The following is a 22779-nucleotide window of genomic DNA, read 5'->3' on the forward strand; positions in this document are numbered from 1 at the left end:
GCCCGGACACTTGGGAGGGAGGAACACGGAGCGTGAGCGCACACCCACGTCGTCCCCGGGCCACGTCCCCCCGCCCCCCCGACGGGCGGCGCCCGCGCAGCGCCTCCGGCCGGCACCGGGACGACCGGCGCGGCCCCGACTCCCGGCCGGCGCGCCCCGCGGGACGGCTGCGGTCCCTGTTCCGAATGCGCAGCGTCGCCGGCCAGGTGCTCCTCTTCCAGGTGATCGTCGTCGTCCTCAGCGTCGCCGCCGCACTCGTGGCCCTGGTGCTCCAGGCCCGGAACGACAGCACCCGTGCGGCCCGGCTCCGGTCCCTGGACATCGCCACGACGCTCGCGCAGGCACCGGGCACGGTGAGCGCGATGACCGGTCCCGACCCCTCCGCCGTACTGCAGCCCCTCACCGAGCGGATCAGACGCGACACCGGCGTCGACCTCATCGTCGTGTACTCGCCGGAAGGGGTCCGGTACACCCACCCCGACCCCGCCCAGATCGGTCAGACCATTCCCGGTCCGCCCGAACCGCCGCGCGAACCCGTGACACGGACCATCGACACCACCCAAGGGCTGTCGGTCGTCTCGACCGTCCGCGCCACCGATGCCGACGGCACCGCGGTCGGTTCGGTGGCCGTCGGCATCACGGTCCGCAAGGTGGCGGGCATGGCGGCCGAGCAGATGCCGATCCTCCTGGGCGCCGCGGCCGGGGCGCTGGCCGTGTGCGCGGGCGGCACCGTGCTGGTGAGCCGCCGGCTGCTGCGCCAGACCCACGGCCTCGGTCCGGTGGAGATGACCCGCATGTACGACCACCACGACGCGGTGCTGCACGCGGTGCGGGAGGGCGTGCTGATCACCGGAGGCGACGGGCGGCTGCTGCTGGCCAACGACGAGGCACGGCGCCTGCTCGACCTGCCGCCGGACCTGGAGCGGCCGCGGATCACCGACCTGAGCCTGGACCCGGGCATCGCCGAGCTGCTGACGTCGGACCGGACGGCCACCGACGAGGTGCACCTGACCGCCGACCGGCTGCTCGCGGTCAACAAGCGGCCCACGGCCCCCGACGGCGCGTACGCCGGGAGCGTCGTGACGCTCAGGGACACCACGGAGCTGCGCGCCCTGTCCGGACGGGCCGAGGTGGCACGCGAGCGCCTGACACTGCTCTACGACGCCGGGATGCGCATCGGCTCCACCCTGGACGTGGAGCGCACCGCACGAGAGTTGGCCGAGGTGGCCGTGCCGCGCTTCGCCGACCTCGTCACCGTGGACCTGGCCGAGGAGGTGCTGCGCGGAGAGGAACCGGCGGGCGCGAGCACCGTCATGCGCCGTGCCGCCGTGCGCGGCAGCGGCGCCGGTCCGTCACCGCTGCCGGTGGGCAGGGCGGTTCCCCTCGCCGACGCCACGCCTCAGGCGCGGTGCGTGGCGAGCGGCCGGGCGGTGCTGGAGACGGGCCTGAGCGCGGCCGGGGCGGGACCGGCGCGGGACACCGAGCACGCGGCGCGCCCGCCGGACCACGACGCCGACGCCCTGATCGCGGTGCCGCTGCGCGCTCGCGGCGCGGTGCTCGGAGTGGTGAGCTTCTGGCGCGCCGGCGGAGCGGAGCCGTTCGACGAGGAGGACGTGCCGTTCGCCGAGGAACTGGCCACCCGTGCCGCCGTCGCACTCGACAACGCCCGCCGCTACACCCGTGAGCACGCCATGGCGGTCACCCTGCAACGCAGCCTGCTGCCCCGCGACCTGCCGGAGCCGAGCGCCCTGGAGCTGGCCCACCGCTACCTGCCGGCCCAGGCGGGGGTGGGCGGCGACTGGTTCGACGTGATCGAGCTGTCCGGTGCCCGGGTGGCGCTCGTGGTCGGGGACGTGGTGGGACACGGGCTGCACGCGGCGGCCACCATGGGACGCCTGCGCACCGCGGTGCACAACTTCGCCACCCTCGACCTGGCCCCCGACGAACTGCTGGCCCGCCTGGACGACCTGGTCGCCCGCCTCGACCGGGAGCGGGCGGCCCAGGGGGAGGAGGAGGGACTCATCGGGGCCACCTGCCTCTACGTCGTCTACGACCCGGTCACCGGCACCTGCTGTACGGCCAGGGCCGGACACCCGCCCCTCGCCCTCGTCCTCCCGGACGGCACCGTGTCCTTCCCGGACCTGCCCGCCGGCCCGCCTCTGGGCCTGGGCGGCCTGCCGTTCGACAGCACCGAGTTCCGGGTGCCCGAGGGAAGCCAGCTCGTCCTCTACACCGACGGACTCGTCGAGGACCGCGACCGGGACATCGACGTCGGCCTCGACCTCCTGCGCACCGCGCTGTCCCACCCCGACCGGCCCCCGGAGCAGACCTGCCGGGCCGTGCTCGACGCCCTCCCGCCGGACCACGCGCGCGACGACATCGCCCTGCTGGTAGCCCGCACCCGGGTGCTCGACCCCGGCCGGGTAGCCGACTGGGACGTACCCCGCGACGCCGCGGCCGTCTCCGCCGTCCGCGCCGACGTCGGCCGGAAACTCGAGACATGGGATCTGGCGGAGGTGGGTTTCACCACCGAGCTCATCCTCAGCGAACTGGTCACCAACGCCATCCGCTACGGCAGCGCCCCCATCCACGTCCGCCTGCTGCGCGACCGCGGTCTGATCTGCGAGGTGTCCGACGGCAGCAGTACCTCGCCCCACCTGCGCCACGCGGCGGCCACGGACGAGGGCGGACGCGGCCTGTTCCTCGTCGCCCGGTACGCCGAACGCTGGGGAACCCGGTACACCACCACGGGCAAGGTCATCTGGACCGAGCAGTCGCTGAACGGCCGGGCCACCGGCCTCGGCGGGTTCTCGGACGACGCCGACCCGCTCGACCAGTGGTCCGACGTGACCTTGTGACGTCCCGCGGTCAGGCGCGGGGCCGGGACCCGGACCCCGTGCCCCGCCCAAGATCGTCAACGGCAGGATGCCCCGTATGCCGATGACGAACACGCCGAGGGCGGCGACGGTCGAGGACGCTTCCGCGATCAGCCGCATCGTGGCCCGCGCCTTCGACGACGACCCGATGATGCGCTGGTCCTTCCCCGACGACGCCACCCGCGACGCGGCGCTGGACCGCTGCTTCGCCACCCTCTTCACCCGCCGGCGGGCCGGGCGGCGCACCGGCTAGCCCTGTTCCCGCTCCGTCTCCGGCTCCTTCTCCTGCCGGATGTGGCGGCCCAGGGCGGCGCTGCGACTGGTGGCGAGGTGCTCCAGGACGAGTGCCTGTACCCGCTCGACGTCGCGCTCCGCGATCGCCTGGCAGAGCGCCTCGTGTTCCAGCGCGACGCCCTCCAGGTCGTCGTGCTGGCCCATGAGCCACCGCAGCCGGCTGCGCAGGACGCCTTCGAGCTCGTTGAGCAGCTCGTTGGCGGCAAGGGAGATGACGGTCTGGTGGAAGTCGGCCGCCGCCCGGTGGGCCCGCACCGCGTCGCCGGCCCGGGCGGCCGCCAGCTCGGCGTCCACGGTCGCGCGCAGCCTCTCCAGTCCGGCGCGGGTGTGCCGTTGCGCGGCGAGCCGGAAGGCGAGGGTCTCCAGGCCCGAGCGGACTTCGTCGAGGTCGGCGATGTCGCTCGTGGTGAATTCGCGTACCACCGCCCACGTGCGCGGCCTGGGCGTCACGAGCCCTTCGGACACCAGTGTCCGCAGGGCCTCGCGGACGGGCAGCCGGCTCACCCCGAGTGCCTCGGCCAGCTCCCGCTCGACGAGCCTGCTGCCCGGCCGTCGCACACCGTCGAGGATCTCGTCGCGCAACTGCCGGGTCACCCGCTCGGACTCGGGCATGAAATCCCCTGACGCAGCCATCGCCGTCCTTCGTCGTTCGTCCCGTTCCACGTCGCACCGGCTGCGGCGGTGCGGCGCGGCAGCCGGGCGGCCCGTCAGAATACCGTGCGGCCGGTGTGACCGGCGGCCCGGTCCGGTGCCGGCGTGGAGGGCGGGAGCAGGGACGACGCGGGACGTCAGCGGGCCGCCGGGGGCCAGTTGACGATCTGTTTGGGGCGCGGCGCCGCGTACGTGCGGACCTTCGACGTGGACAGGCCGAGACGGACCAGCGATTCGGCGATCGTCACGGCGGCGGTCACGCCGTCCACGACGGGTACGCCGGTACGGTCCACGACGCGTTCGGCGAGGCCGGCCATGCCTCCGCAGCCCAGGCAGATGACCTCGGCCCGGTCGTCCTCCACCGCGCGGGCGGCCTGCTCGGCGATGGCGTCCACGGCGGCCTGCTCGTCGCGTTCGAGTTCCAGGACGGCGAGTCCGCTGGCCCGCACGGACGCGCACCGGGCACTCAGCCCGGCCGCCTCCAGCCGCTCCTCGATGAGCGGCACCGTACGGTCGAGGGTGGTGACGACGGAGTAGCGGCGGCCGAGGAACTGCGCGGTGCTCGCCGCCGCCTCCGTGATGTCGACGACGGGGACGTCGAGCAGTTCCTGCAGTCCCTCCCGCCCGTGTTCGCCGTACCCGGCCTGGATGACCGCGTCGAACGGCTCGGGATGGGCGCGGACGGTCTCCATGACGGCCACCGCGGCGAGGTAGCTCTCGTAGTTCCCCTCGACGGACTCCGCGCCGAAGGAGGGGGTGAGGGGGACGATCTCGGTCCCGGGCGAGGCGGCGCCGGCCGCCTGTTTGCCGATCGCGTCGGTGATGGACTGCGTGGTGTTGACGTTGACCACGAGGATGCGCATGGGGTGGGGCTTTCTGCTCGGGCTGGTCATTCGGCGGCGACGGCGATGGCCTCGCCGTCCACGTCGCGGATCGGGCCGGCACGGTCGGCGACGACCGCGTACAGGGCGGCGGCGACGACGGCGCCGATGAACCAGGAGAACCCGGCCGCGGCGTGGAAGAAGGGCACGAGGGCGACCACCACGGCGATCGCGGCACTCGGGAGGAAGGCGGCGACGGCCCGCGGGTTGTAGCCGCGCCGGTAGTGGTACTCGGCGTCCGCGTCCTCGGTGTAGAGGGCGGGCACGTTGACCCGGGCCTTCCGCAGCAGCCAGTAGTCGGCCATGATCACGCCGAAGAGGGGTCCGAGCAGGGCGCCGAGCCCGCCGAGGAAGTAGTTCACGACGACCGGGCTGTTGTAGAGGTTCCAGGGCGTGATCACCAGGCCCAGCACGGCGCTCACCAGACCGGCCCGGCGGAAGTCGAGCCGGCGGGGGAAGAGGTTGACCAGGGCGTAGATGGGCGCCACGAAGTTGGCCAGCAGGTTCACGGCGACCGTCAGGGCGATGAGGGCGAGCGAGGCGACGGCCAGCAGGAACATGTTGGGGACGGACCTGACGATGTCGGTCGGACTGGTGATGACCCGTCCGTCGAGGCTGAACTGGGCCCCGCTGAGGACCGCCACGATGCAGGCGAAGAAGAGCATGTTCACCGGGATGCCGATGACGTTGCCCCGGACGATGGAGCCGCGGTTCCTCGCGGACCGCGTGAAGTCGCAGAAGTTGAGGACGAACGTCCCGTAGATCACCACCCAGAGCGCGGCGGCCTGGAGGACCTGGAGCCACATCGCGCCGCCGGTGAGCGGGTCGCCGTCGGACAGGGAGATCGAGCCGTCCGCGCGGACGAACATCCACACCGCGAGCGCGCACATGGTGAGCAGCGTGACGGGTGCCGCGAAGGCCATGTACCGCCGGATCATCTGCATCCCGTAGCTGACGATGAGCACCTGGAGCGCCCACAGGGCCAGGAACGTGATCCAGCCGAGCGTCGACTGGCCGAGCAGGGAGTCGGTGTCCAGGCGGCTCAGCTCGGGGAACAGCGCCACCAGGAGCGCGCTGAGTACGGCGGAGGCCAGATAGGTCTGGATACCAAACCAGGCGATGGCGACGGCACCGCGCACGGCAGCCGGGATCTTCGCTCCCTTGATGCCGAACGCGATGCGGCTCATGACGGGGAACGGCACCCCCGTTTTGTGACCCATGAACCCGGACAGGGTGAGCAGGAGGAAGAGCAGGACGGACGCGAGCGCGAAGGCGGCCAGGATGCCCCACACGTTCAGCCCCAGGGCGAACAGTCCGATGGCGAACGCGTAATTGCCCAGGCTGTGCACGTCGTTGGCCCAGAGTGTGAAGACGTTGTAGGCGCCCCAGCGGCGCCCCTCCTTCTTCGTCGGGGCCAGGTCGTAGGTGTAGAGGGCGGAGCTGGTGGCGGTGTCGCCGGTCGGCGCGGACGAGCGGCGGTCTTCCAGGGCAGTCATGCGCGGACTCCTGGGTCGGGGTGCGGGGAGTTGGCGGTTTCCACGGAGTGGAAGCGGGATTCCGTGTCCCAGAACGTAGTTTTCGCCAAACAGCACCGTCAAGGGGTCGGCGGTAAATGGAATACCATTTTCTGACCGTCGGGCCACCGAAAAGCCCCTCGCGGCCGGCGGCCGGTGCCTCCGAGGCTGCACCCATGTCCCCGCCTTCAGGGCGCGGACAGGTCACCGCGGCCGCGGAGCGGACAGCGCGAAGCCCCCCGCCGGCACCGTCCGACGGGGGGCTCCGCGTGCTCGCGGCTCAGTGGGTGTCGGCGTCGAACTCCGGGCTCAGACGCGGACACCGAACATGAACGGTCCGCCGATGGTGTCCATCGACTCGTACCGTACGACCGTGCCGGTGCGCGGGGCGTGCAGGATCTGACCGTTGCCCGCGTACAGGCCCACGTGATGCAGGTCGTTGAAGAAGAAGACCAGGTCACCGACCTGGAGCTGGCTCCGTGTGAGGCGGGTCCCGATGCCCGACTGGGCCTCGGAGGTGCGCGGTATGTGGACGTCGGCCTGGGCGTACGCCCAGGAGGTCAGGCCCGAGCAGTCGTACGAGGAGGGCCCGGTGGCGCCGCGGATGTAGGGCTTGCCGAGCTGGCTCTGCGCGGCGGTGAACGCGGCGCCGGCCCGGCCGGACGCGGGGGTGTGGTGGCCGGTGTCCACCTGCTCGGCGGAGGAGCGGCTCGCGCGCTGCTGCTCGGCGGCGAGGGCCGCCTTCTCCTGTGCGGTCAGGGTGTTGAGCAGCTTCTGTGCCTCGGCGAGCTTGCTCTGGACTTCCTTCTTCCTGTTGCCCAGCTCCGTGCGGGTGGTGGCCAGGTCCTCGATCTTCTCGGTGGCCTCGGCGCGCTCCTGGGCGAGTTTCTGCTGTTTGGCCTGGATCTTCTTCAGGGACTCGACCTGCCGGCCGCTCAACTGGTCGAGCGTGCCCGCCTTGGCGAGGAAGTCGTCCGGGTCCGACGAGAGGAGGAGCTGCACCGAGGGGTCGATGCCTCCGGTGCGGTACTGGGCGGCGGCCAGTGAACCCAGCCCGTCCCGCAGCGCGTTCAGCTCCTGCTGGCCGCGGGCGACGCTGTCCTGGACGGCGGAGACCTCCTTCTGCAGCTTCCGCTGCTTCTCGTCGGCCGCGTTGTACTTCTCGGTGGCCTGCTCCGCCTGCACGTAGAGCTTGTCGACCTTCGCCTTGACCTCGTCCTTGCCGAGCTTCTGACCGGGCGTGGCGTCGGCGGCGTTCGCGCTCAGGGCGACGGCGGCGGCGGCCGCCGTGGTCAGCACGCTCACGCGCGTGCGGCTGGGCTGTTTGGGTCGACGATGGGAGGTCACGGAAACGGACTCCTGTTCCTTGGGCCACCGGCCGATGCGTCGGGGCCTGAGCGGGGTGGGGGGTTTGCTTGGAAGGCAGGGAAGATCGGGTGAGGAGCTACCTCGCAGGAGCGCACCGGACAGCGGTACGAGGAGGGAACGCGGCCGGTGTCACTCACCCGAGGCGGTCACGGGTACCCGCGGCCCGTCCTGGACGGATCGCCGCCGCCCGCGCCGGCTCTGCCACGGTCCCCGCGCCCGCGAGAGCTGTTGAGGCCGCGACCGCCGTGAGCGCACTCCTGGATCTCTGCACGCGCATGCTCCTTCGCCGAGTGGCGTGATCCTGTGAAGGGGAGGAGAAGAACCGGTGTCCCCGCCACCGGAGAGTGGATCACGGTCGCGCAGGGGTGGACCATGCAGAACTACCGGCAGAAGTAGCCCTCTTGGCCCGTTCACCACGGTCAACCTGCGGCTTCAGGACACGGATGGTTCGGGGGACTCGAGTTCCCCATGGGCAACGCGCACCGTCTCACCTGACCAGGAACTTCACCGAACCGAAGCGATCGGGCCGCTCCGACCCGGCTCGAAGCAGGCCACGACCGCACCGTCTTGGCGGTCCGCACCCCCGCTGTCGGGCCGGTGCGCCTCGTCCGGCGGGTTGGGAATCCGTCTTGGCCGGGGGCCGGCCGACGGCGAGGGGCCGCCACCGTCCTCGGACGGTGACGGCCCCTCGCCGCGCGGGCGGGCCCGGACTCAGCCGATGGCCTTCTTGTTGTGCCAGCCGACCCCGTCGGAGGCGGAGACGATCTCGACCGGAGTGCCGTGGACCTGTGCGCCGCCCGGGTAGAAGCGGGCCACGTCGCTGCCCATGACGGCCCACATGTCGGGGATGCCGTCGCCGTCGGCGTCCGGTGTGCCGGTCAGCAGACGGACGTTGGTCGCGTCCCAGCCGCCGGTGCCGTACACCTCGTCCTTCCCGGTGAGGGAGTTCACCGCGGCGGCGAGTGAGGTCAGGCTCGTCCCGTTCCCCTCCTTCTTGCCGAAACGGATCAGCAGGCGGTTGGAGGCGTAGGTGCGGTAGACCAGGTCGACGGCGCCGTCCTTGTTGTGGTCCCCGGCGGAGACGATGTCGCGCTCCAGCCAGGGGCTGCTGGACATCCGTACCGACTTCGAGACGCTGCCCCCGGTGTAGCCGAGGAAGGCCCAGATCGCGTCGCCGACGGTGCCGAGCATGTCCGGCTTGCGGTCGCCGTCGATGTCCCCGACGGAGACGATCTGGCTCAGGTCCGCGGGATCCGGTGACCCGGCGGGCAGCAGCATCTCCGTGCGGCGCGCCACGTCGACACCGCCCAGCCCGTTGCCCGGATAGATCCAGAGCTTGCCGTCCGGCATCCGGGCGATGAGGTCCTGGAGACCGTCGGCGCCCCAGTAATCGCCGTTGTGGGTGATCAGGGCCCCGGTCCAGTAGCCGGGCTCGACCTTGCCCTCCGCCTGGCCGGCGGCGTCCAGCGAGTAGTTGACGTCGCCCTTGGCGAGGTTCGCGTACAGCCGCAGATCGCCGTTGCCGTCGACGACGAACAGGTCGGGCAGCTGATCGCCCGTGGTGTCACCGGGGCCGTCGATGCCGTCCCGTGGCTTGGCGTAGGTCAGGAAGACCGTCCGGTCCGACCAGTTGCCGGCCTTGTCCTTGGTCTTGGCGTAGATGACGTTCGGTCCCGCGTGCACCGGCTTGAAGTCGACGTACCAGACGCCGCCCGCGAGCGTCGCCTTCTTGTCGTACGACGTCGTGTCGACGCTGTACCAGTAGTCGGCCACGTCGTTGCCGCCGCCGCTGAAGGTGATCCGTCCGGCGGTGCCCGTCGCCGGGCCCCACTGCTCCTGGTCCTCCCACTCCGGCCAGACCGCGGAGCTGAGCGTGGGCGGGTTGGGCTTGCCGGAGTCCACCGTGAAGTAGCAGGTGGCGGAGTATGCGGAGTAGGCGTTCTCACTGTCCCGGGCACGGGCCTGGTAGGCGTACGTGCGCACGCTGTTCGCCGGGAAGGTGGCAGCCGTGATCCGCCGGCTGACCGCGCCGGTGCTGCTGAGCGTGGGTTCGGCGTCGTACAGGACGGGGCCGCCGGACGGGCTGGTCTGCCAGATCTTCAGACGGACGCCGTCGAGGTTGCCGTCGGGGTCGGTGGCCTTGGCCGAGACGGTGACGTCACCGATGCCGAGCACGGGTCCGGGGGACTTCGTGCTGCAGCTGCCGCCGGGGCTGGTGGTCAGCGAACCGGGGGTGCTCGGCGGCCGGTTGTAGGTCGTGGACAGGACCGGGGTGTCCTTGAACTTCTTCCACGCGTAGACGTCGGTCTCGCTGGCGGCCCGGACCCCGAGGGTGATGTTGGACCAGCCGGAGGTGTTCGCCTTGACGGCGGCGGCCTTGGCGTCGAAGCCGATGTAGTCGTCCGGGCAGCTGGAACTGTAGCCGTGCGCCTCGGACCGGGCGTCCAGCTGGTCGGACCACGAGGGCTGGTTGTTCCAGGTGGTGGACGACGAGATGCCGCCGGTCAGCCACAGTTCGACGGAGCGCTTGGAGCAGGACCAGGAGTGGGTCTCGTAGAGCCGGAAGGTGGAGGACTTGATGATGGCGCCCTTGAGCGTCCAGCCGACCCGGAAGAAGGACCGGCCGGTGCCGCCGCTCTGGTTCTCGTATCCCGCACGCGCCTCGTCGGTGCCGCCGTTGAAGCCGGCGCCGTTCCAGAAGTTGGAGGTCGCGTACCGCTTGTAGGCGAGGGTCCACGCCTGGGTGTGGCCGTTGATCGACGGGTCGATGAACACCGGGTAGGTGGTCTTCGGGTCGTCGAGGAGCCGGGTGTCCGGGCGCAGGGTGAGGGTGCTTCCCTCGAGCTCCGCGTCGACGAGCGCACTGTGCGTGCCGGGCTCGGGCCCCTCGAGGGCGTGCAGCGCGGCGAGGCCACCGGGGAGGTTCTCACGGTCGGGTGCCGCGCCCTCGTCGCCGGTGCCGTCCTTGCGGCCGGAGGAGTCCCACATCACGGGGGTCGGCGCGGTGACGACCTCCGTGCCCGAGGCGTCCGTCCCGGTCAGGCCCCCGGCCGCGTTCCGCTTCAGCGTCAGGGTGGGGGAGGAGACGGAGAGGGCGAGGGTGCGCACGGCCGGATTGGCCGCGGCCTCACGGGACTTGACGATCCACGACTGGGCGAACCCGTCGTTCTTCGCGGTCAGCAGCAGGTCGACGCCCGGGAGGACCTCCGGGTAGAGCGCCCGGACGCCTGCGACTCGGGGTGCGGGCAGCTGCTGGGGCCAGTCGAGGACGACGGTGTGGCCGGCGGTGGTGAACCGGACGAGGGAGCCGGCGGCCGGTGGCGTGGCGTCCAGCGCGGCACGGCCTGCGGCGCGGGCCGCCCGGTCCGTGTCCCGGTGGTCTCCGTCGTCGGCGACCGGGCCGGTCCCCGCGGAGAAGGTCAGCGCTCCCGTGGTCGCCTTGGTGCTGAGGCCGCCCTTGCCGTCGGACTTCAGGGACGCGTCGATCGCCGTCCACGAGCCGCTCGCGGTCCTGACCCGGACCGGCGCCGTGGCCTGGTCCAGGGTGAACGTTCCGTCGGGGTTGGCGTAGGTGGTGTCGTGCGTGGTGCGCATCGCGGTCGCCTCGACCCGCTTGCCCGTCCCGCGGGCCTCGCGCATCGCGGCGGTCTCGTCGAGCGGTGCCCCGGGCACTGCGGCGGGCGCGGACTCCACGGGCTCACGGTCGTCTTCACCGAGCTGCGGCAGTACGGCTAGGCCGGTCGCGGTCACGACGGCGGCCACCGACGCCGCGACCCACATACGGATGCGTCGGCGCGGCCTTTTCGGCCGTGTGGTCGTCACGGCGCTCCCCCCAATTCTTTTCTCTTTTCCGGCACGCGGCGTTTCGCAGCGTCCCCCGGCATGGCGGCCCGCATCTTTGCACGAGGTGACGGTTCCCGGCGAATCCCTGTCGGCCAGCAGGTTTCTGATGAAGCGTCTTATGCCCGATTCATGATCATCAGGGGTATTTATGTCTCCTTTAGGTGCCTGATTTCCCTGTCGCACGTCATTCCGGGCATACTTCGGCGACTTTTCTCTGATCGACACTTTGGGGGAATCAACGTGTCTGTGTTCCGGTCCGGCCCGCCGAGGGGAGGGGGCGGGAGACCACGCGGCGCGGTGGGGGCCGTGCTGGCGCTCGCGATATCCGCGACGCTCCTGCCCATGGACGCGTGGGCCGCCACGCCGCCCCGCGGGGGCGTCACCCTGCCCGACCTCCAGACCACCACGCCCGTACCCGGTGCCGACAGCGAGGCGGAGTACCAGATCCCGCCCGCGCCGGCCACCCAGGGCGAGTACGAGGTCGCACGCACCGCGGCGCCGGAGAGCGGCACCGGTACCGTCGTCATCAACGGCGCCACCGCGACGGCCACGCAGGAGTCGGCCGTCCAGCCCTCCTCGGTCCGACACGCCCTCTGGAGCAGCTCGGGCACCGAGCCCGCGGCCGTCACCGGGAAACCCGGCGAGATGGTGCGCGTCGGCCGGCTGCCCGTCCTGCTCGGCGCCGCACCGGAAAGCCCCGACGCGGACACCGCCGCCAAGGAGCCGGACGCGACGTCCGCCGCAGAGGCCCAGCCGTCAGCCGGGAAGGCCTCGTCCGCGGAGAAGGCCTCGTTCGCCACCCCGGCCGAGGACCCCGCCCCCGCCGACACCTGGCAGGTCACCGTCGCCTCCCGGGAGGCCACCGAGACCGCGGGCATCGACGGCGTCCTGATGAAGCTCGAGCCCGGGGACGGCACGACCGGACCCGTCCAGGTCGGTGTCAACTACAAGGCGTTCGAGCAGCTCTACGGCGCCGACTGGGGCTCACGGCTCCGCCTGATCCGCCTGCCCGAGTGCTTCCTGACCACTCCTGACGAAGAGGGCTGCTCGGACCCGGTCGAGACCGAGTCGGTCAACGACGCGGCCTCGGACACCGTCTCCACCACCCTGGAGCCGACGGCGGCGCCCGAGCCCGAGGCGACGCCCTCGGCCTTCCGCCGGACCTCGCACCGCGCCCTGCAGACCGCGGCCGGCGGCGGCTTCGTGCTCGCCGCGACGGGCGGCGGCGCCGGATCGGCCGGCGACTACTCGGCCACCCCGCTCCAGCCGTCCGGCAAGTGGAGCCACGGCGGCGCCTCCGGTGGCTTCAACTGGGCGTACCCCCTTCAGGTGCCGCCCGTCGTGGCCGGACCCACACCCGAGATCTCCCTGAACTACTCGTCCCAGACGGTCGACGGCCGCACCTCCACCACCAACAACCAGGCATCCTGGATCGGTGACGGCTGGGACTACCACCCCGGCTTCATCGAGCGGCAGTTCCGCGCCTGCACCGACGACCGCGGTGACGACACGCAGGGCCGGGCTCCGAACAACGCGAGCCACAAGACCGGCGACCTGTGCTGGTGGGGCAAGACCGAGAACGCGGTCCTCAGCCTCAACGGCTCCACCATGCCGCTGGTCAAGGACGACGCGTCCGGCAAGTGGAAGCTCGCCGCCGACGACGGCACCCGGGTCGAGTACAAGACCGGTGCCGAGAACGGTGACAAGGGCGACGGGGACGGCAAGGACACCGGCGAGCACTGGATCATCACCACGCCCGACGGCATCCGGTACCACTTCGGCCTGAATCACCTGCCCGGCTGGACCGAGGGCAAGGCGGAGACCGACTCCGTCTTCACGGCCCCGGTGTTCGGCAACCACCCCGACGAACCCTGCTACAAGGCGGGCGACTTCGCCGGATCCTCCTGCACGCAGGCCTGGCGCTGGAACCTCGACTATGTCGAGGACGCGCACAAGAACGCGATGGCGGTCTTCCACAAGCAGGAGGTCAACCACTACGCGCGCAACCAGAAGACCGCCACGCCGGTCTCCTACGTGCGCGGCGGGTACCCCACCCGCATCGAGTACGGCCTGAGCGCGGCCGGCGGCAACGTGTTCGCCACCGCGGCCCCCGCCCGGGTGGTCTTCACGACCCCCGAGCGGTGCATGGAGACCGAGACCTTCGACTGCGCCCCGGAGAGGTTCACCAAAAAGGGCCAGGACGCCCAGCGGTGGCCCGACGCACCGTCCGACACGTACTGCGCCTCCGGCAAGAAGTGCTTCGTCACCTCGCCGACCTTCTGGAGCCGCATCCGGCTCAGCGAGATCACCACCGAGGTCGCCAAGTCTCCCGGAAGCGCCGACTACCGCAAGGTCGACAGCTGGGAGCTGAAGCAGAACTTCCTCACCACGAGGTACGACACCAACCCGCCGCTCTGGCTGGACCGGATCGTCCGTACCGGCTACAACGCGGCCGGTGAGGCCGATTCGCTGCCCCCCGTCGTCTTCCACGCCAACGGCGACCCGATGCCCAACCGGGTCTCCAAGCCGACCGACGACCGACCGCCTTTCGAGCGGCTGCGCATCGCCTCGATCTACACCGAGACCGGCGGCGGGGTGAAGATCGGCTACTCCGCGCCGTGCGACCCGGACGCCGCGAAGCCCAAGCCCGAGTCGAACACCAGCCGCTGCTACCCGGTCAACTGGACGCCCTCCGGCGAGGACACCACCAAGCCCGAGTGGTTCAACAAGTACGTCGTCACCCAGATCCAGGAAGAGGACCACGTCGGCGGCGCGCCGCCGGTCGTCACCCGCTACGAGTACCTGGGCGGTGCCGGCTGGGCCAAGGACGACAGCGAGTTCACCAAGGTCAAGCAGCGCACCTGGAACGAGTGGCGCGGCTACGAGCGGGTCCGCGTACGCACCGGCGAGACCAGCGCCGACGAGGGCACGTCCCGGACGCTGACCGAGACCCGCTACTTCCGCGGCCTGCACGGAGACCCGCTGCCCGGCGGCACCACCCGCAGCGAGGCCGTCCTCGACCACGACGACGAGAAGATCGCCGACGACCTTCCCGCCTACCAGGGGCAGGTCGCCGAGACCATCACGTACCGCGGCGACGCGGCGACGCCAGTGATCGACGCGGCCGAGGTCACCAAGCCGTGGACGCGCGAGACCGGCAAGCACAAGCGGACCGACGGCAGTTACCTCTACGCTCGCCAGGGCGCGCAGCTGGAGACCGTCTCCAGCCACTTCCTCGACGCCGACCGCACGCGCCGGACCGTCAGCAAGACGCTGGAGTTCGACCCGGACTACCCGCTGCCGACCCAGGTCGAGACCACGGGCGACACGTCGAAGCCTGGTGACGAGACCTGCTCGGTGATCACCTACCGGCACAACACCGCGGTCGGCCTGCTCGGCTACCCGGTGCGGCTCCGGCTCACCGCCGGCACCTGCGCGACCGCGGCCACGGCGGGCGCCGACCGCGTCATGGGCGACACGCGCACGTACTACGACGACCTCGGCTACGGCACCGCCCCCACCAAGGGCGACACCACCAAGGTCGAGGAGATCCAGGGCGACGGTTCCGGCTACGCCGTGACCGAGCAGACCACGTACGACGGATACGGCCGCGCCACGGCCATCGTCGACGCCGACGGGAAGACCACACGCACGGAGTTCACCCCGTCGGACTCGGTGCCCACCAAGGCGGTCACCACCAACCCCAAGGGGCACCAGACCACCACCGTCTTCGAGACGGGCCGCGGCCTGGCGCTCAGCAAGACCGACGCCAACGGCCGGCTCACCCGTCTCGAGCACGACCCACTGGGCCGGCTGGTGAAGGTCTGGATGCCCGGCCGCTCGGACGGCGACCGGACGCCGAACATCGAGTACTCCTACCAGGTCGACGGCCGCCAGCCGACCGTGGTCACGGGCCGTACGCTCCGCGACAACGGCTCCTACCAGGTCGCCAAGACCCTTTACGACGGCCGGCTGCGCGAGCGGCAGACCCAGACCGAGGCCGTCGGCACGGGCCGCATCGTCACCGACACGCTCTACAACGCGGGCGGCGGCATCCGCCGTCACAACGCGAAGTACTTCGTGAAGGGCGACCTCACCGACCAGCTCTACATCCCCTCCAGCGACACGGAGATCCCGGCCTGGACCACCTCCGTCTACGACGGAATGAACCGCTCGGTCAAGGAGGTCACGTACCACGGCGAGGCCAAGGCGTTCGAGGCCGGAACCGAGTACGGCGGCGACTACACGACCGCCATCCCGCCGCCCGGCGGCACCGCCACCCGCACCTGGAGCGACGCGCTCGGCCGCGTGGTGAAGATCGATCACTTCACCGACGCCCAGCGCACGAAGGCCGTCAGCACCACCTACGAGTACGACGTCCGTGGCCACCGCACCAAGGTCACCGACGACTCCGGTGTGACCTGGACGTCCGTCTACGATGCACGCGGACGCGAGACCAGCACCACCGACCCGGACCGGGGCACGTCGGTCTTCGCGTACGACAACTCCGACCGGCAGACCGCCGTCACCGACTCCCGCGGCGTCACGCTGGAGTCGGAGTACGACGAACTGGGCCGCAAGACAGCCGAGTACCAGGTCTCCGGGGTGAACCGGACCAAGCGGGCGGCCTGGCAGTACGACACGCTCGCCCTCGGCCTGCTCACCTCGTCCACCCGCTACGAGGGGGACGCCGCCTACACCACGCTGGTCACCGGCTACGACGCGGACTATCAGCCGACTGGCCGGAAGGTGATCATCCCCGCCGCGGCGGGCGCCCTGCAGGGCGAGTACACCTACTCCTTCACCTACACGGCCACCGGAAACCCTGCCACCACGACACTGCCGGCCGGCGGCGGTCTGACGGCCGAGAAGCTGATCACCCGCTACGACGACGAGGGCCTCGCCCTCTCCACCTCCGGCCTCGACTGGTACGTCAACGACACCCAGTACGACCCGGAGGGACGCGTCCTCCAGACCAGCTCGGGCAGCGCCCCGTACCGGCTGTGGACGACCAACTTCTACGACCCGCACACCGGCAAGCTCGCGCAGACCGTCAACGACCGCGAGGTCGCCGACCACCGCGTCAACGACGTCCGCTACGCGTACGACACCACCGGGAACGTCAAGAAGATCACGGAGCACACGGGCAGCGGGACCAACAAGGTCTCCGACACCCAGTGCTTCGCCTACGACGGGCTGCGCCAGCTCACCGAGGCGTGGACCGCCGCGACGACGGACGTCTGCGCGTCCGCGCCGACGGCGGGCGCGGTCGGCGGCCCGGCACCGTACTGGCACTCGTACACCTTCGGGGTGACGGGCAACCGCACCTCCGAGACGCGGCACGACCCCTCCGGTGACACCGCCAAGGACGTCAAGAGCACCTACGCCTACCCGGCCCCGACGGCGAAGCAGCCGCACACCCTGACCTCGGTGACCACCGAGGGCCCGGCGGGCGCCACCACGTCCTCGCCCTTCGTGTACGACGCGGCGGGCAATACGCAGGAGCGCACGCAGGGCGGTGTCCGGCAGAAGCTGGACTGGGACGCCGACGGGCACCTCAAGTCCGTCACCGACAAGGAGAAGAACGCCGAACTCGCCTCGTACGTCTACGACGCGGACGGCAACCGCCTGATCGGCAAGACCGCCACCGGGACCACGCTGTACCTCGGCGAGACCGAGCTGACCGCACGCCCCGACGGCACCGTCACCGGCAACCGGTACTACACCCACCCGGGGCGCCGACCGTCATCCGCACCGCGAGCACCGCGTCCGGCAGCACCGACAAGCTCTCCGTGCTGATCACCGACACGCACAACACCGCGAGCTTCGCGGTGTCGCTCGCCCCCGGCATGACGGCGACGCAGCGCCGCCTGACGCCGTACGGCGTTCCGCGCGGTGCCGCACCGGAGAACTGGCCCGGGACCCGCGGCTTCGTGGGCGGCACCCTGGACGCCACCGGACTGACCCACCTCGGGGCCCGGGAGTACGACCCGGCACTCGGACGCTTCCTGAGCGTCGACCCGGTGATCGACATGATGGACCCCCTGCAGATGCAGGGGTACAACTACGGCTACAACAACCCGCTCGCGTTCATGGACGCGGACGGACGCTGGGGCTGGTCGGACGTCACCCACGCCACCCTCGACGTCGTGGGCATGGTGCCGGTCGTCGGTGAGGGCGCGGACCTGGTAAACGCGGGCATCTACGCGTACGAGGGCGACTGGACCAACGCCGCCCTGTCGGCGGCCTCGGCCATCCCGGTCGCGGGCAATGTGGCCACCGGCGCCAAGATGGCCAAGAACGCCTCCAAGGCGATGGACGCCGGCACCGCGGTGGCGAAGAAGTCCGACGACGCGGTCGACCTCTCCAAGAAGGCGCCTCCGACCAAGGAGGCACCGAAGAAGAAGGAAGAGAAGAACCAGCGGAAGAAGGACAAGGACGACGACGAGGAGTACGTCGACCTCTACCACGGAACGACCGCCAAGAACGCCATGAGCATTCTGGAGAACGGGGTCAATCCGAAGGTCAGTCCGCGCGCCATGGACTTCGGCGTCGGTTTCTACACCACCAACGACCTCGACCAGGCCAAGAAATGGGCGAAGAACCTCTCCGGCCGGGCCAAGAGGGACGGCGCGACCGACGCGGAGGCGGCGCCGGTGGTCCTGCACTACCGGGTCCCGAAGTCGGAGTTCGCCCGGCTCAACGGCAGGGTCTTCAAGTCGGCCGACAAGTCGTGGGAGAAGTTCGTCGAGACCCACCGCCGGAAGGACTACGCGAAGAACCATCACAAGTACGACTACGTCGAGGGGCCGATGCTGGGCAACAGCAAGGTGTGGCCCGCGAAGAAGAGCCAAGGCGTCAAACCGACGTCCTTCGGCCATCAGATCTCCTTCCACATGAGCTGGGCGGCGAGCTTCTTCGCCATGTTCTTCTCGGGACTGATATGGCTGTAGCGCCCTCGGCCCCCACAGGCCGAAACACCTGATCACCGCCCCGGTACGCTCATGGCGAGCATGCCGGGGCGGTTTCGTACGTTCGCGGCGCGAGAGAAGGGGAACCGATGCCGGACGCCGAGAACGACGCGCACACCGGGGACGACACGGACGCCGTCGACCCATGGGACGCGCCGGGGCCGCTGGAGCCGCGGGTACTGCCCCAGGGCACCCAGGCCGACCTGGTGACCGCGGCACTGCTGACGGTGGGACGCTGCTGCGCGGCTCTGGAACCGCCCGCCGCCTCCCCCTGGTACGGGTCGGTGCGGGACGGCCTGTGCCGGGCCCACGACACGGCCGGCGCCATGCTGCGTTTCGGTTACGGGGAGGGCGAGGACCAGGTGGAGCCGTACCAGGTCGGGTTCGCGCGGGACGATCTCGCGCTTGCCGTCGAGGATTTCGCTGGAGGTTCCGTCCCCCGCGACGAGACCGTCGGACTGCTCCTCGACCTCGCCCGGGCGGTGTACGACTTCGTGGCCGAGCCCGGTGACACTCAGCTTTTCGACGCCGCCTGCGCCCTCGCCGACCGGCTCGGCGGGGAGCAGGAGCGCACGCTGCGGTCCAGGGATCTGGCGGAGCTGGCCGCTGCCCGCGAGGCGGGCCGGACACCCGACACCCGGGCCATGGCGGAGCGCGACGAGGAATACGCACAGCGGTTCGCGGAGCGGGTCAGGGAGGGGCTGCGGGCCCGTGGCCACCGCATCGGCACCGTGCTGACCGGGCTGCCGGTCCCGGCCTGCGAGGAGGGGCTCGACCTGGTGCGGGAGATCGTCGCGGCGATGGCCAGCCGCTTCGGGATCAGCGACGAGGAAGCGGTGCTGCGGGTCACGCACTACTTCAAGGACTGGGACCTCACCGACGACTCGGACACCGGAGACCTCCTCTACATCGGCCACCAGACGCCGGGGGAATGGGCGGGCAGCATCTACCTGGGACTGGACTTCCACGAGGTGCAGCCGGACGCCGACCTCAGCGGCCACGAGCCCCGGCCGCTGCCTCAGTAGCCGGTTCCCGCTCCGCCCGGGCGGAGCGGGAACCGGCCTCCACCGTCCACTCCGTCGCGGCAGTCGCCACCCGGACGGCCTACCCCGCGTCGAAGGGTCCCCGGGCGCGGTCGACGGTGGCCGGGAGATGCTCGTCCCGTACGTGACCGGGGCAGACGGGATGTCCGGAGGATGTCGCCCAGGCCGTCGTCCTGCGACGGCGGACGGACCGCCCCCTGACGCCCGGCCCGGCGCGCCGAGGGGACGAACGGTGCCATAGTGATACGTGTCCCCCGCGGACTCATCCTGTGGAGCCGGAGCTGGAGCGTTGGATGTTCCGCAAGCGCCCTGTACACGACGACGACGAGCTGCTGGCCAGGCTCGGATCGCTGACCGCACAGGCGCGCGAGCTCGCGGAGCAGCAGCGCTCCCGGGTGGAGCTGGCCATCGCCCTGCAGCGCGGCATGCTCCCGGGCGACATGCCCGACGTCCCCGGGTTCCACCTGGCCGCCCGGTACTCGCCCGCCTACGCCGGGCTCAACGTCGGCGGCGACTGGTACGACGCCTTCACGCTGCCCGACGGCCGCATAGGCCTGTCCGTCGGGGACGTGCAGGGTCACACCATCGACGCGGCGGCCTTCATGGGGCAGATCCGCGTCGGCCTGCGGGCGCTCGCGTCCGTCACCAGCGAGCCCGGCGATCTGCTCGCCCGGACCAACGACCTGCTCCTGACCCTGGGCACCGACCTCTTCGCCACCTGCACGTTCATGCGGTTCGACCCCGGCACCGGCACCGTGGAGAGCGCGCGGGCCGGGCACATCCCCTGCGTGTGGGCCACGGCGGACGGGAAATCCGGAGTCTCCGAGGACGAAGGCGGCCCGCCGCTCGGTGTCCAGGAGGGCATGGAGTACCCGGTGACCCGGTACCGGCTCACCACGGGCGGTGTCTTCCTCCTGCTCACCGACGGTGTCGTGGAGGGCCCCTCGCTGCCCGTCGACGAGGGCCTCGACCGGGTCGTGCGGCTCGCCGGCATCGCGGCCGTCGCGGGCATGGAGGCCACCTCGCTGGCAGCCGCCGTGATCAAGAACGCGGCGCTGGTCGGGCACGAGGACGACGCGGCCGTGCTCGTCGTCGGCCACGACCGGCGGGCCGTCGAGCCGTAGGGCGGGAGCCGTGCGCCCCTCGTCTCGCCGACGGGGCGGCGCCGGTGTCTGATGGCTGCTGTGGTGGGTATCGCTGGTTGGCCGCGCCCGCTCGTCCGGGTCCTGGAGACACTTCTCGTCGCGGGCTGCTACTACGCGGGGGGCCGGCTCGGGCTGCTGCGGAACTTGGTCGTGGAAGGCGTGGTGGTCGCCCCCATGTGGCCGCCCACCGGCGTCGCGGTGGCCTGCCTGCTGATCCTCGGGCCGCGCTGCGTGCCCGGCATCGCCCTGGGTGCCCTCCTGGTCGTCATGTCCCTCTCCCCGCTGCGGCCCTCGGCGCTCGGGATCGTCGCCGGCAACACCGCCGCACCCGTCTGCGCCTACCTGATGCTGCGCGCGGTGGGCTTCCGTACGGACCTGAGCCGCGTCCGCGACGGCCTGGCGCTGGTGTTCCTCGGCGCGCTCACCGCCATGCTGGTCAGCGCCGGCGCCGGCGCCGGCATGGCCGTCCTGACCGGCGAACTCGCCACCGACCGCTTCTGGCTCGTCTGGCTGGCCTGGTGGGCGGGCGACGCGATGGGCGTCATCCTCGTCACCCCGCTGCTCCTGCTGCTGTACCGGCTCCGCCGGCCGCCCCCGCGCACCCGATGGGGAGAGGCCGCGACCATGGCCCTGGTCGTCGGCGTCCTGGTACCGCCGATCACCCACAGCCCGGTCAGCGTGCAGTTCCTGGTGTTCCCCCTGCTGATCTGGTCGGCACTGCGCTTCCAGCTGGCGGGCAGCCTGCCGTGCGCACTCTACGCCTCGGTCATGTCCAGCATCACCGCCACGGACCGGTCCGGCTCCTTCACAGGGCTGACCGACGTCGAGGTGGTGGTGAAGCTCCAGGCGTTCAACGGGGCCATGGGCCTGACCGCGCTCCTGCTGTCCGCGGTGATCACCGAACAGCGCAACACCCGGCGCTCGGTGGAACGGGCCTGTCAGGAGCTGGTCGAGGCGTTGCAGCACCTGTCCGCGGGGGAGTCGGGGCGCAAGCGGCCGCTCAGGGAGGAGGACCGCTGAACGGCCGGCCCCCCCCGGCACTCCCGCACTGCGCTCACCGGCGGTGTCCGGGTGCGCGCGGCCGGCATCCGGCACACCCTGGGAGCATGTCCGGTGACCCTGCCATCGTCGTCTATCCGCCCGTCGAGGACGGCGGCCGGCGCGTCCGCTTCGACGGCGCCTTCCTAGGCATGGCCTACACGCTCATCGACATCGCGGAGTTCCTGCGCCGCGCCGGCATGGAGGACGTGGAGGCGTCGGACGTCGAGGCCGCGCAGTGGATCGAATGGCGCGGTGGCGGGCCGCACGACTGGAGTCCGTGACGACACCCGTTCCCGGCGCGGGCGTCAGACGGGCTGCGGGGTGAAGGGGTACATGGCGTCACCGTCCGGCTGGACGACGCCGTAACTGCTCTCGGGAACCTTGTTCCAGACTCCCGGCAGATCGCCGAGGGGCTCCGACACGATCAGGCGGGTGTCGTCGGACGCCTCCCGCAGGAACGGCAGGTCGGGGTGGAGCGCCCGCAGGCTCTCCACGGCCGAGCTGTAGAAGAGCGACCGTGACTCCTGCTGGCTGGAGTAGCGGAAGGCCCACAGCCGCCGTCCGTCGGTCACGGCGACCGTCATCTGCAGCGGGTACTCCACGTGGTGCTCGTGCCCGATCTCCTCCACCAGCCCGGCCATCCGCGCCACGGCCGCCGGCGGATCGTCCTCCAGCCCCAGCGTGAGAGCCAGGTAGAACATCATCTCCGAGTCGGTGGACCCCTCCATGTCGGGAAAGAGCCGCGGGTCCACGGCCAGGGCGAGGTCCCGGCGCAGGCGGTGGAACTCGGCGATCGCGCCGTTGTGCATCCACATCCAGCGGCCGTGGCGGAAGGGATGGCAGTTGGTCTGCTGCACCGGGCTCCCGGTGGAGGCCCGGATGTGCGCGAAGAACAGCGACGACCGGACGTGGCCGGCGATCTCCCGCAGATTGCGGTTGCTCCACGCCGGGCCGATCTCCCGAACGATCGCGGGCGTCCTCATCTCCGGGCCGAACCAGCCGACGCCGAACCCGTCCCCGTTCGTGGTCTCCACACCCATCCGGGAGTGCAGGCTCTGGTCGATCAGGGAGTGCTCGGGCTTGTAGAGGATGGTCTCGAGCAGCACCGGCGTACCCGAGTAGGCGAGCCATCGGCACATCGTCTGCCGCCTC

Annotated in this window: 14 protein-coding genes; 8 read left to right on the forward strand and 6 right to left on the reverse strand. The window is 71.2% G+C overall.

The annotated features are described in order from the left end of the window. Positions 1-185: 185 nt before the first annotated feature. Positions 186-2858 (forward strand): SpoIIE family protein phosphatase, encoded by a 2673-nt coding sequence (locus ACIRG6_RS25055; protein ID WP_364821388.1) that lies wholly within the window; start codon positions 186-188, stop codon positions 2856-2858. 76 nt (positions 2859-2934) lie between these two features. After that, positions 2935-3129 (forward strand): hypothetical protein, encoded by a 195-nt coding sequence (locus ACIRG6_RS25060; protein ID WP_364680610.1) that lies wholly within the window; start codon positions 2935-2937, stop codon positions 3127-3129. Here ACIRG6_RS25060 and ACIRG6_RS25065 read toward each other — a convergent pair. From ACIRG6_RS25065 to ACIRG6_RS25085, 5 genes are all read right to left on the reverse strand, one after another. Beyond that, on the reverse strand, positions 3126-3803 hold the full coding sequence (locus ACIRG6_RS25065) for a GntR family transcriptional regulator (protein ID WP_364680613.1): 678 nt from the start codon (positions 3801-3803) through the stop codon (positions 3126-3128). The genes ACIRG6_RS25060 and ACIRG6_RS25065 overlap by 4 nt on opposite strands. 155 nt (positions 3804-3958) lie before the next feature. Next, positions 3959-4684, reverse strand: coding sequence for an aspartate/glutamate racemase family protein (locus ACIRG6_RS25070; RefSeq protein WP_239769411.1), 726 nt, complete (start codon positions 4682-4684; stop codon positions 3959-3961). A gap of 26 nt (positions 4685-4710) precedes the next feature. Further along, the gene (locus ACIRG6_RS25075) at positions 4711-6198 is read right to left on the reverse strand and encodes an NCS1 family nucleobase:cation symporter-1 (protein WP_365024179.1); all 1488 of its coding nucleotides are present in this window, start codon (positions 6196-6198) and stop codon (positions 4711-4713) included. A 327-nt stretch (positions 6199-6525) separates the two neighbouring features. Further along, on the reverse strand, positions 6526-7563 hold the full coding sequence (locus ACIRG6_RS25080; protein ID WP_364680620.1) for a C40 family peptidase: 1038 nt from the start codon (positions 7561-7563) through the stop codon (positions 6526-6528). A 732-nt stretch (positions 7564-8295) separates the two neighbouring features. Continuing rightward, positions 8296-11406: a VCBS repeat-containing protein gene (locus tag ACIRG6_RS25085; protein ID WP_365024287.1), complete on the reverse strand. Its 3111-nt coding sequence runs from the start codon at positions 11404-11406 to the stop codon at positions 8296-8298. Between the two features lie 363 nt (positions 11407-11769). Between ACIRG6_RS25085 and ACIRG6_RS25090 the strand changes: the two genes are divergently transcribed. The 6 genes from ACIRG6_RS25090 to ACIRG6_RS25115 all read left to right on the forward strand — a co-directional run bounded on the left by ACIRG6_RS25090 (position 11770) and on the right by ACIRG6_RS25115 (position 21908). Then, positions 11770-17226 (forward strand): hypothetical protein, encoded by a 5457-nt coding sequence (locus ACIRG6_RS25090; protein WP_403324623.1) that lies wholly within the window; start codon positions 11770-11772, stop codon positions 17224-17226. After that, positions 17220-18380 carry a DUF3990 domain-containing protein gene (locus ACIRG6_RS25095; RefSeq protein WP_403324624.1) on the forward strand — a complete coding sequence of 387 codons (1161 nt, stop codon included), beginning with the start codon at positions 17220-17222 and terminating at the stop codon, positions 18378-18380. Before ACIRG6_RS25090 ends, ACIRG6_RS25095 begins: the two co-directional genes overlap by 7 nt. 107 nt (positions 18381-18487) lie before the next feature. Continuing rightward, complete coding sequence (locus ACIRG6_RS25100) at positions 18488-19423, forward strand: hypothetical protein (RefSeq protein WP_365024282.1); 936 nt, start codon at positions 18488-18490, stop codon at positions 19421-19423. Between the two features lie 311 nt (positions 19424-19734). Continuing rightward, entirely contained in the window at positions 19735-20565 is an 831-nt protein-coding gene (locus tag ACIRG6_RS25105; protein WP_364680632.1) for a PP2C family protein-serine/threonine phosphatase, read from the forward strand. A gap of 51 nt (positions 20566-20616) precedes the next feature. Continuing rightward, entirely contained in the window at positions 20617-21606 is a 990-nt protein-coding gene (locus tag ACIRG6_RS25110) for an MASE1 domain-containing protein (RefSeq protein ID WP_364680635.1), read from the forward strand. An 86-nt stretch (positions 21607-21692) separates the two neighbouring features. Further along, positions 21693-21908 (forward strand): hypothetical protein, encoded by a 216-nt coding sequence (locus ACIRG6_RS25115; protein ID WP_364821298.1) that lies wholly within the window; start codon positions 21693-21695, stop codon positions 21906-21908. Between the two features lie 24 nt (positions 21909-21932). On the opposite strand, the gene ACIRG6_RS25120 is transcribed toward ACIRG6_RS25115, so the two are convergent. Continuing rightward, positions 21933-22766, reverse strand: coding sequence for a class II glutamine amidotransferase (locus tag ACIRG6_RS25120; protein ID WP_364680641.1), 834 nt, complete (start codon positions 22764-22766; stop codon positions 21933-21935). Between the last annotated feature and the right edge of the window lie 13 nt (positions 22767-22779).

Source organism: Streptomyces flaveolus (assembly GCF_044765825.1).
In the GTDB taxonomy this organism is placed as follows: domain Bacteria; phylum Actinomycetota; class Actinomycetes; order Streptomycetales; family Streptomycetaceae; genus Streptomyces; species Streptomyces flaveolus.

Excerpts from the sequence above, each read along its gene's own strand:
- ACIRG6_RS25090 (WP_403324623.1), top strand. The coding sequence starts at position 11,770 with ATGGACGCGTGGGCCGCCACGCCGCCCCGCGGGGGCGTCACCCTGCCC.
- ACIRG6_RS25075 (WP_365024179.1), bottom strand. The coding sequence starts at position 6,198 with ATGACTGCCCTGGAAGACCGCCGCTCGTCCGCGCCGACCGGCGACACC.
- ACIRG6_RS25105 (WP_364680632.1), top strand. The coding sequence starts at position 19,735 with ATGTTCCGCAAGCGCCCTGTACACGACGACGACGAGCTGCTGGCCAGG.
- ACIRG6_RS25065 (WP_364680613.1), bottom strand. The coding sequence starts at position 3,803 with ATGGCTGCGTCAGGGGATTTCATGCCCGAGTCCGAGCGGGTGACCCGG.
- ACIRG6_RS25120 (WP_364680641.1), bottom strand. The coding sequence starts at position 22,766 with ATGTGCCGATGGCTCGCCTACTCGGGTACGCCGGTGCTGCTCGAGACC.
- ACIRG6_RS25100 (WP_365024282.1), top strand. The coding sequence starts at position 18,488 with ATGCCGGACGCCGAGAACGACGCGCACACCGGGGACGACACGGACGCC.
- ACIRG6_RS25110 (WP_364680635.1), top strand. The coding sequence starts at position 20,617 with ATGGCTGCTGTGGTGGGTATCGCTGGTTGGCCGCGCCCGCTCGTCCGG.
- ACIRG6_RS25115 (WP_364821298.1), top strand. The coding sequence starts at position 21,693 with ATGTCCGGTGACCCTGCCATCGTCGTCTATCCGCCCGTCGAGGACGGC.
- ACIRG6_RS25070 (WP_239769411.1), bottom strand. The coding sequence starts at position 4,684 with ATGCGCATCCTCGTGGTCAACGTCAACACCACGCAGTCCATCACCGAC.
- ACIRG6_RS25055 (WP_364821388.1), top strand. The coding sequence starts at position 186 with ATGCGCAGCGTCGCCGGCCAGGTGCTCCTCTTCCAGGTGATCGTCGTC.
- ACIRG6_RS25060 (WP_364680610.1), top strand. The coding sequence starts at position 2,935 with ATGCCGATGACGAACACGCCGAGGGCGGCGACGGTCGAGGACGCTTCC.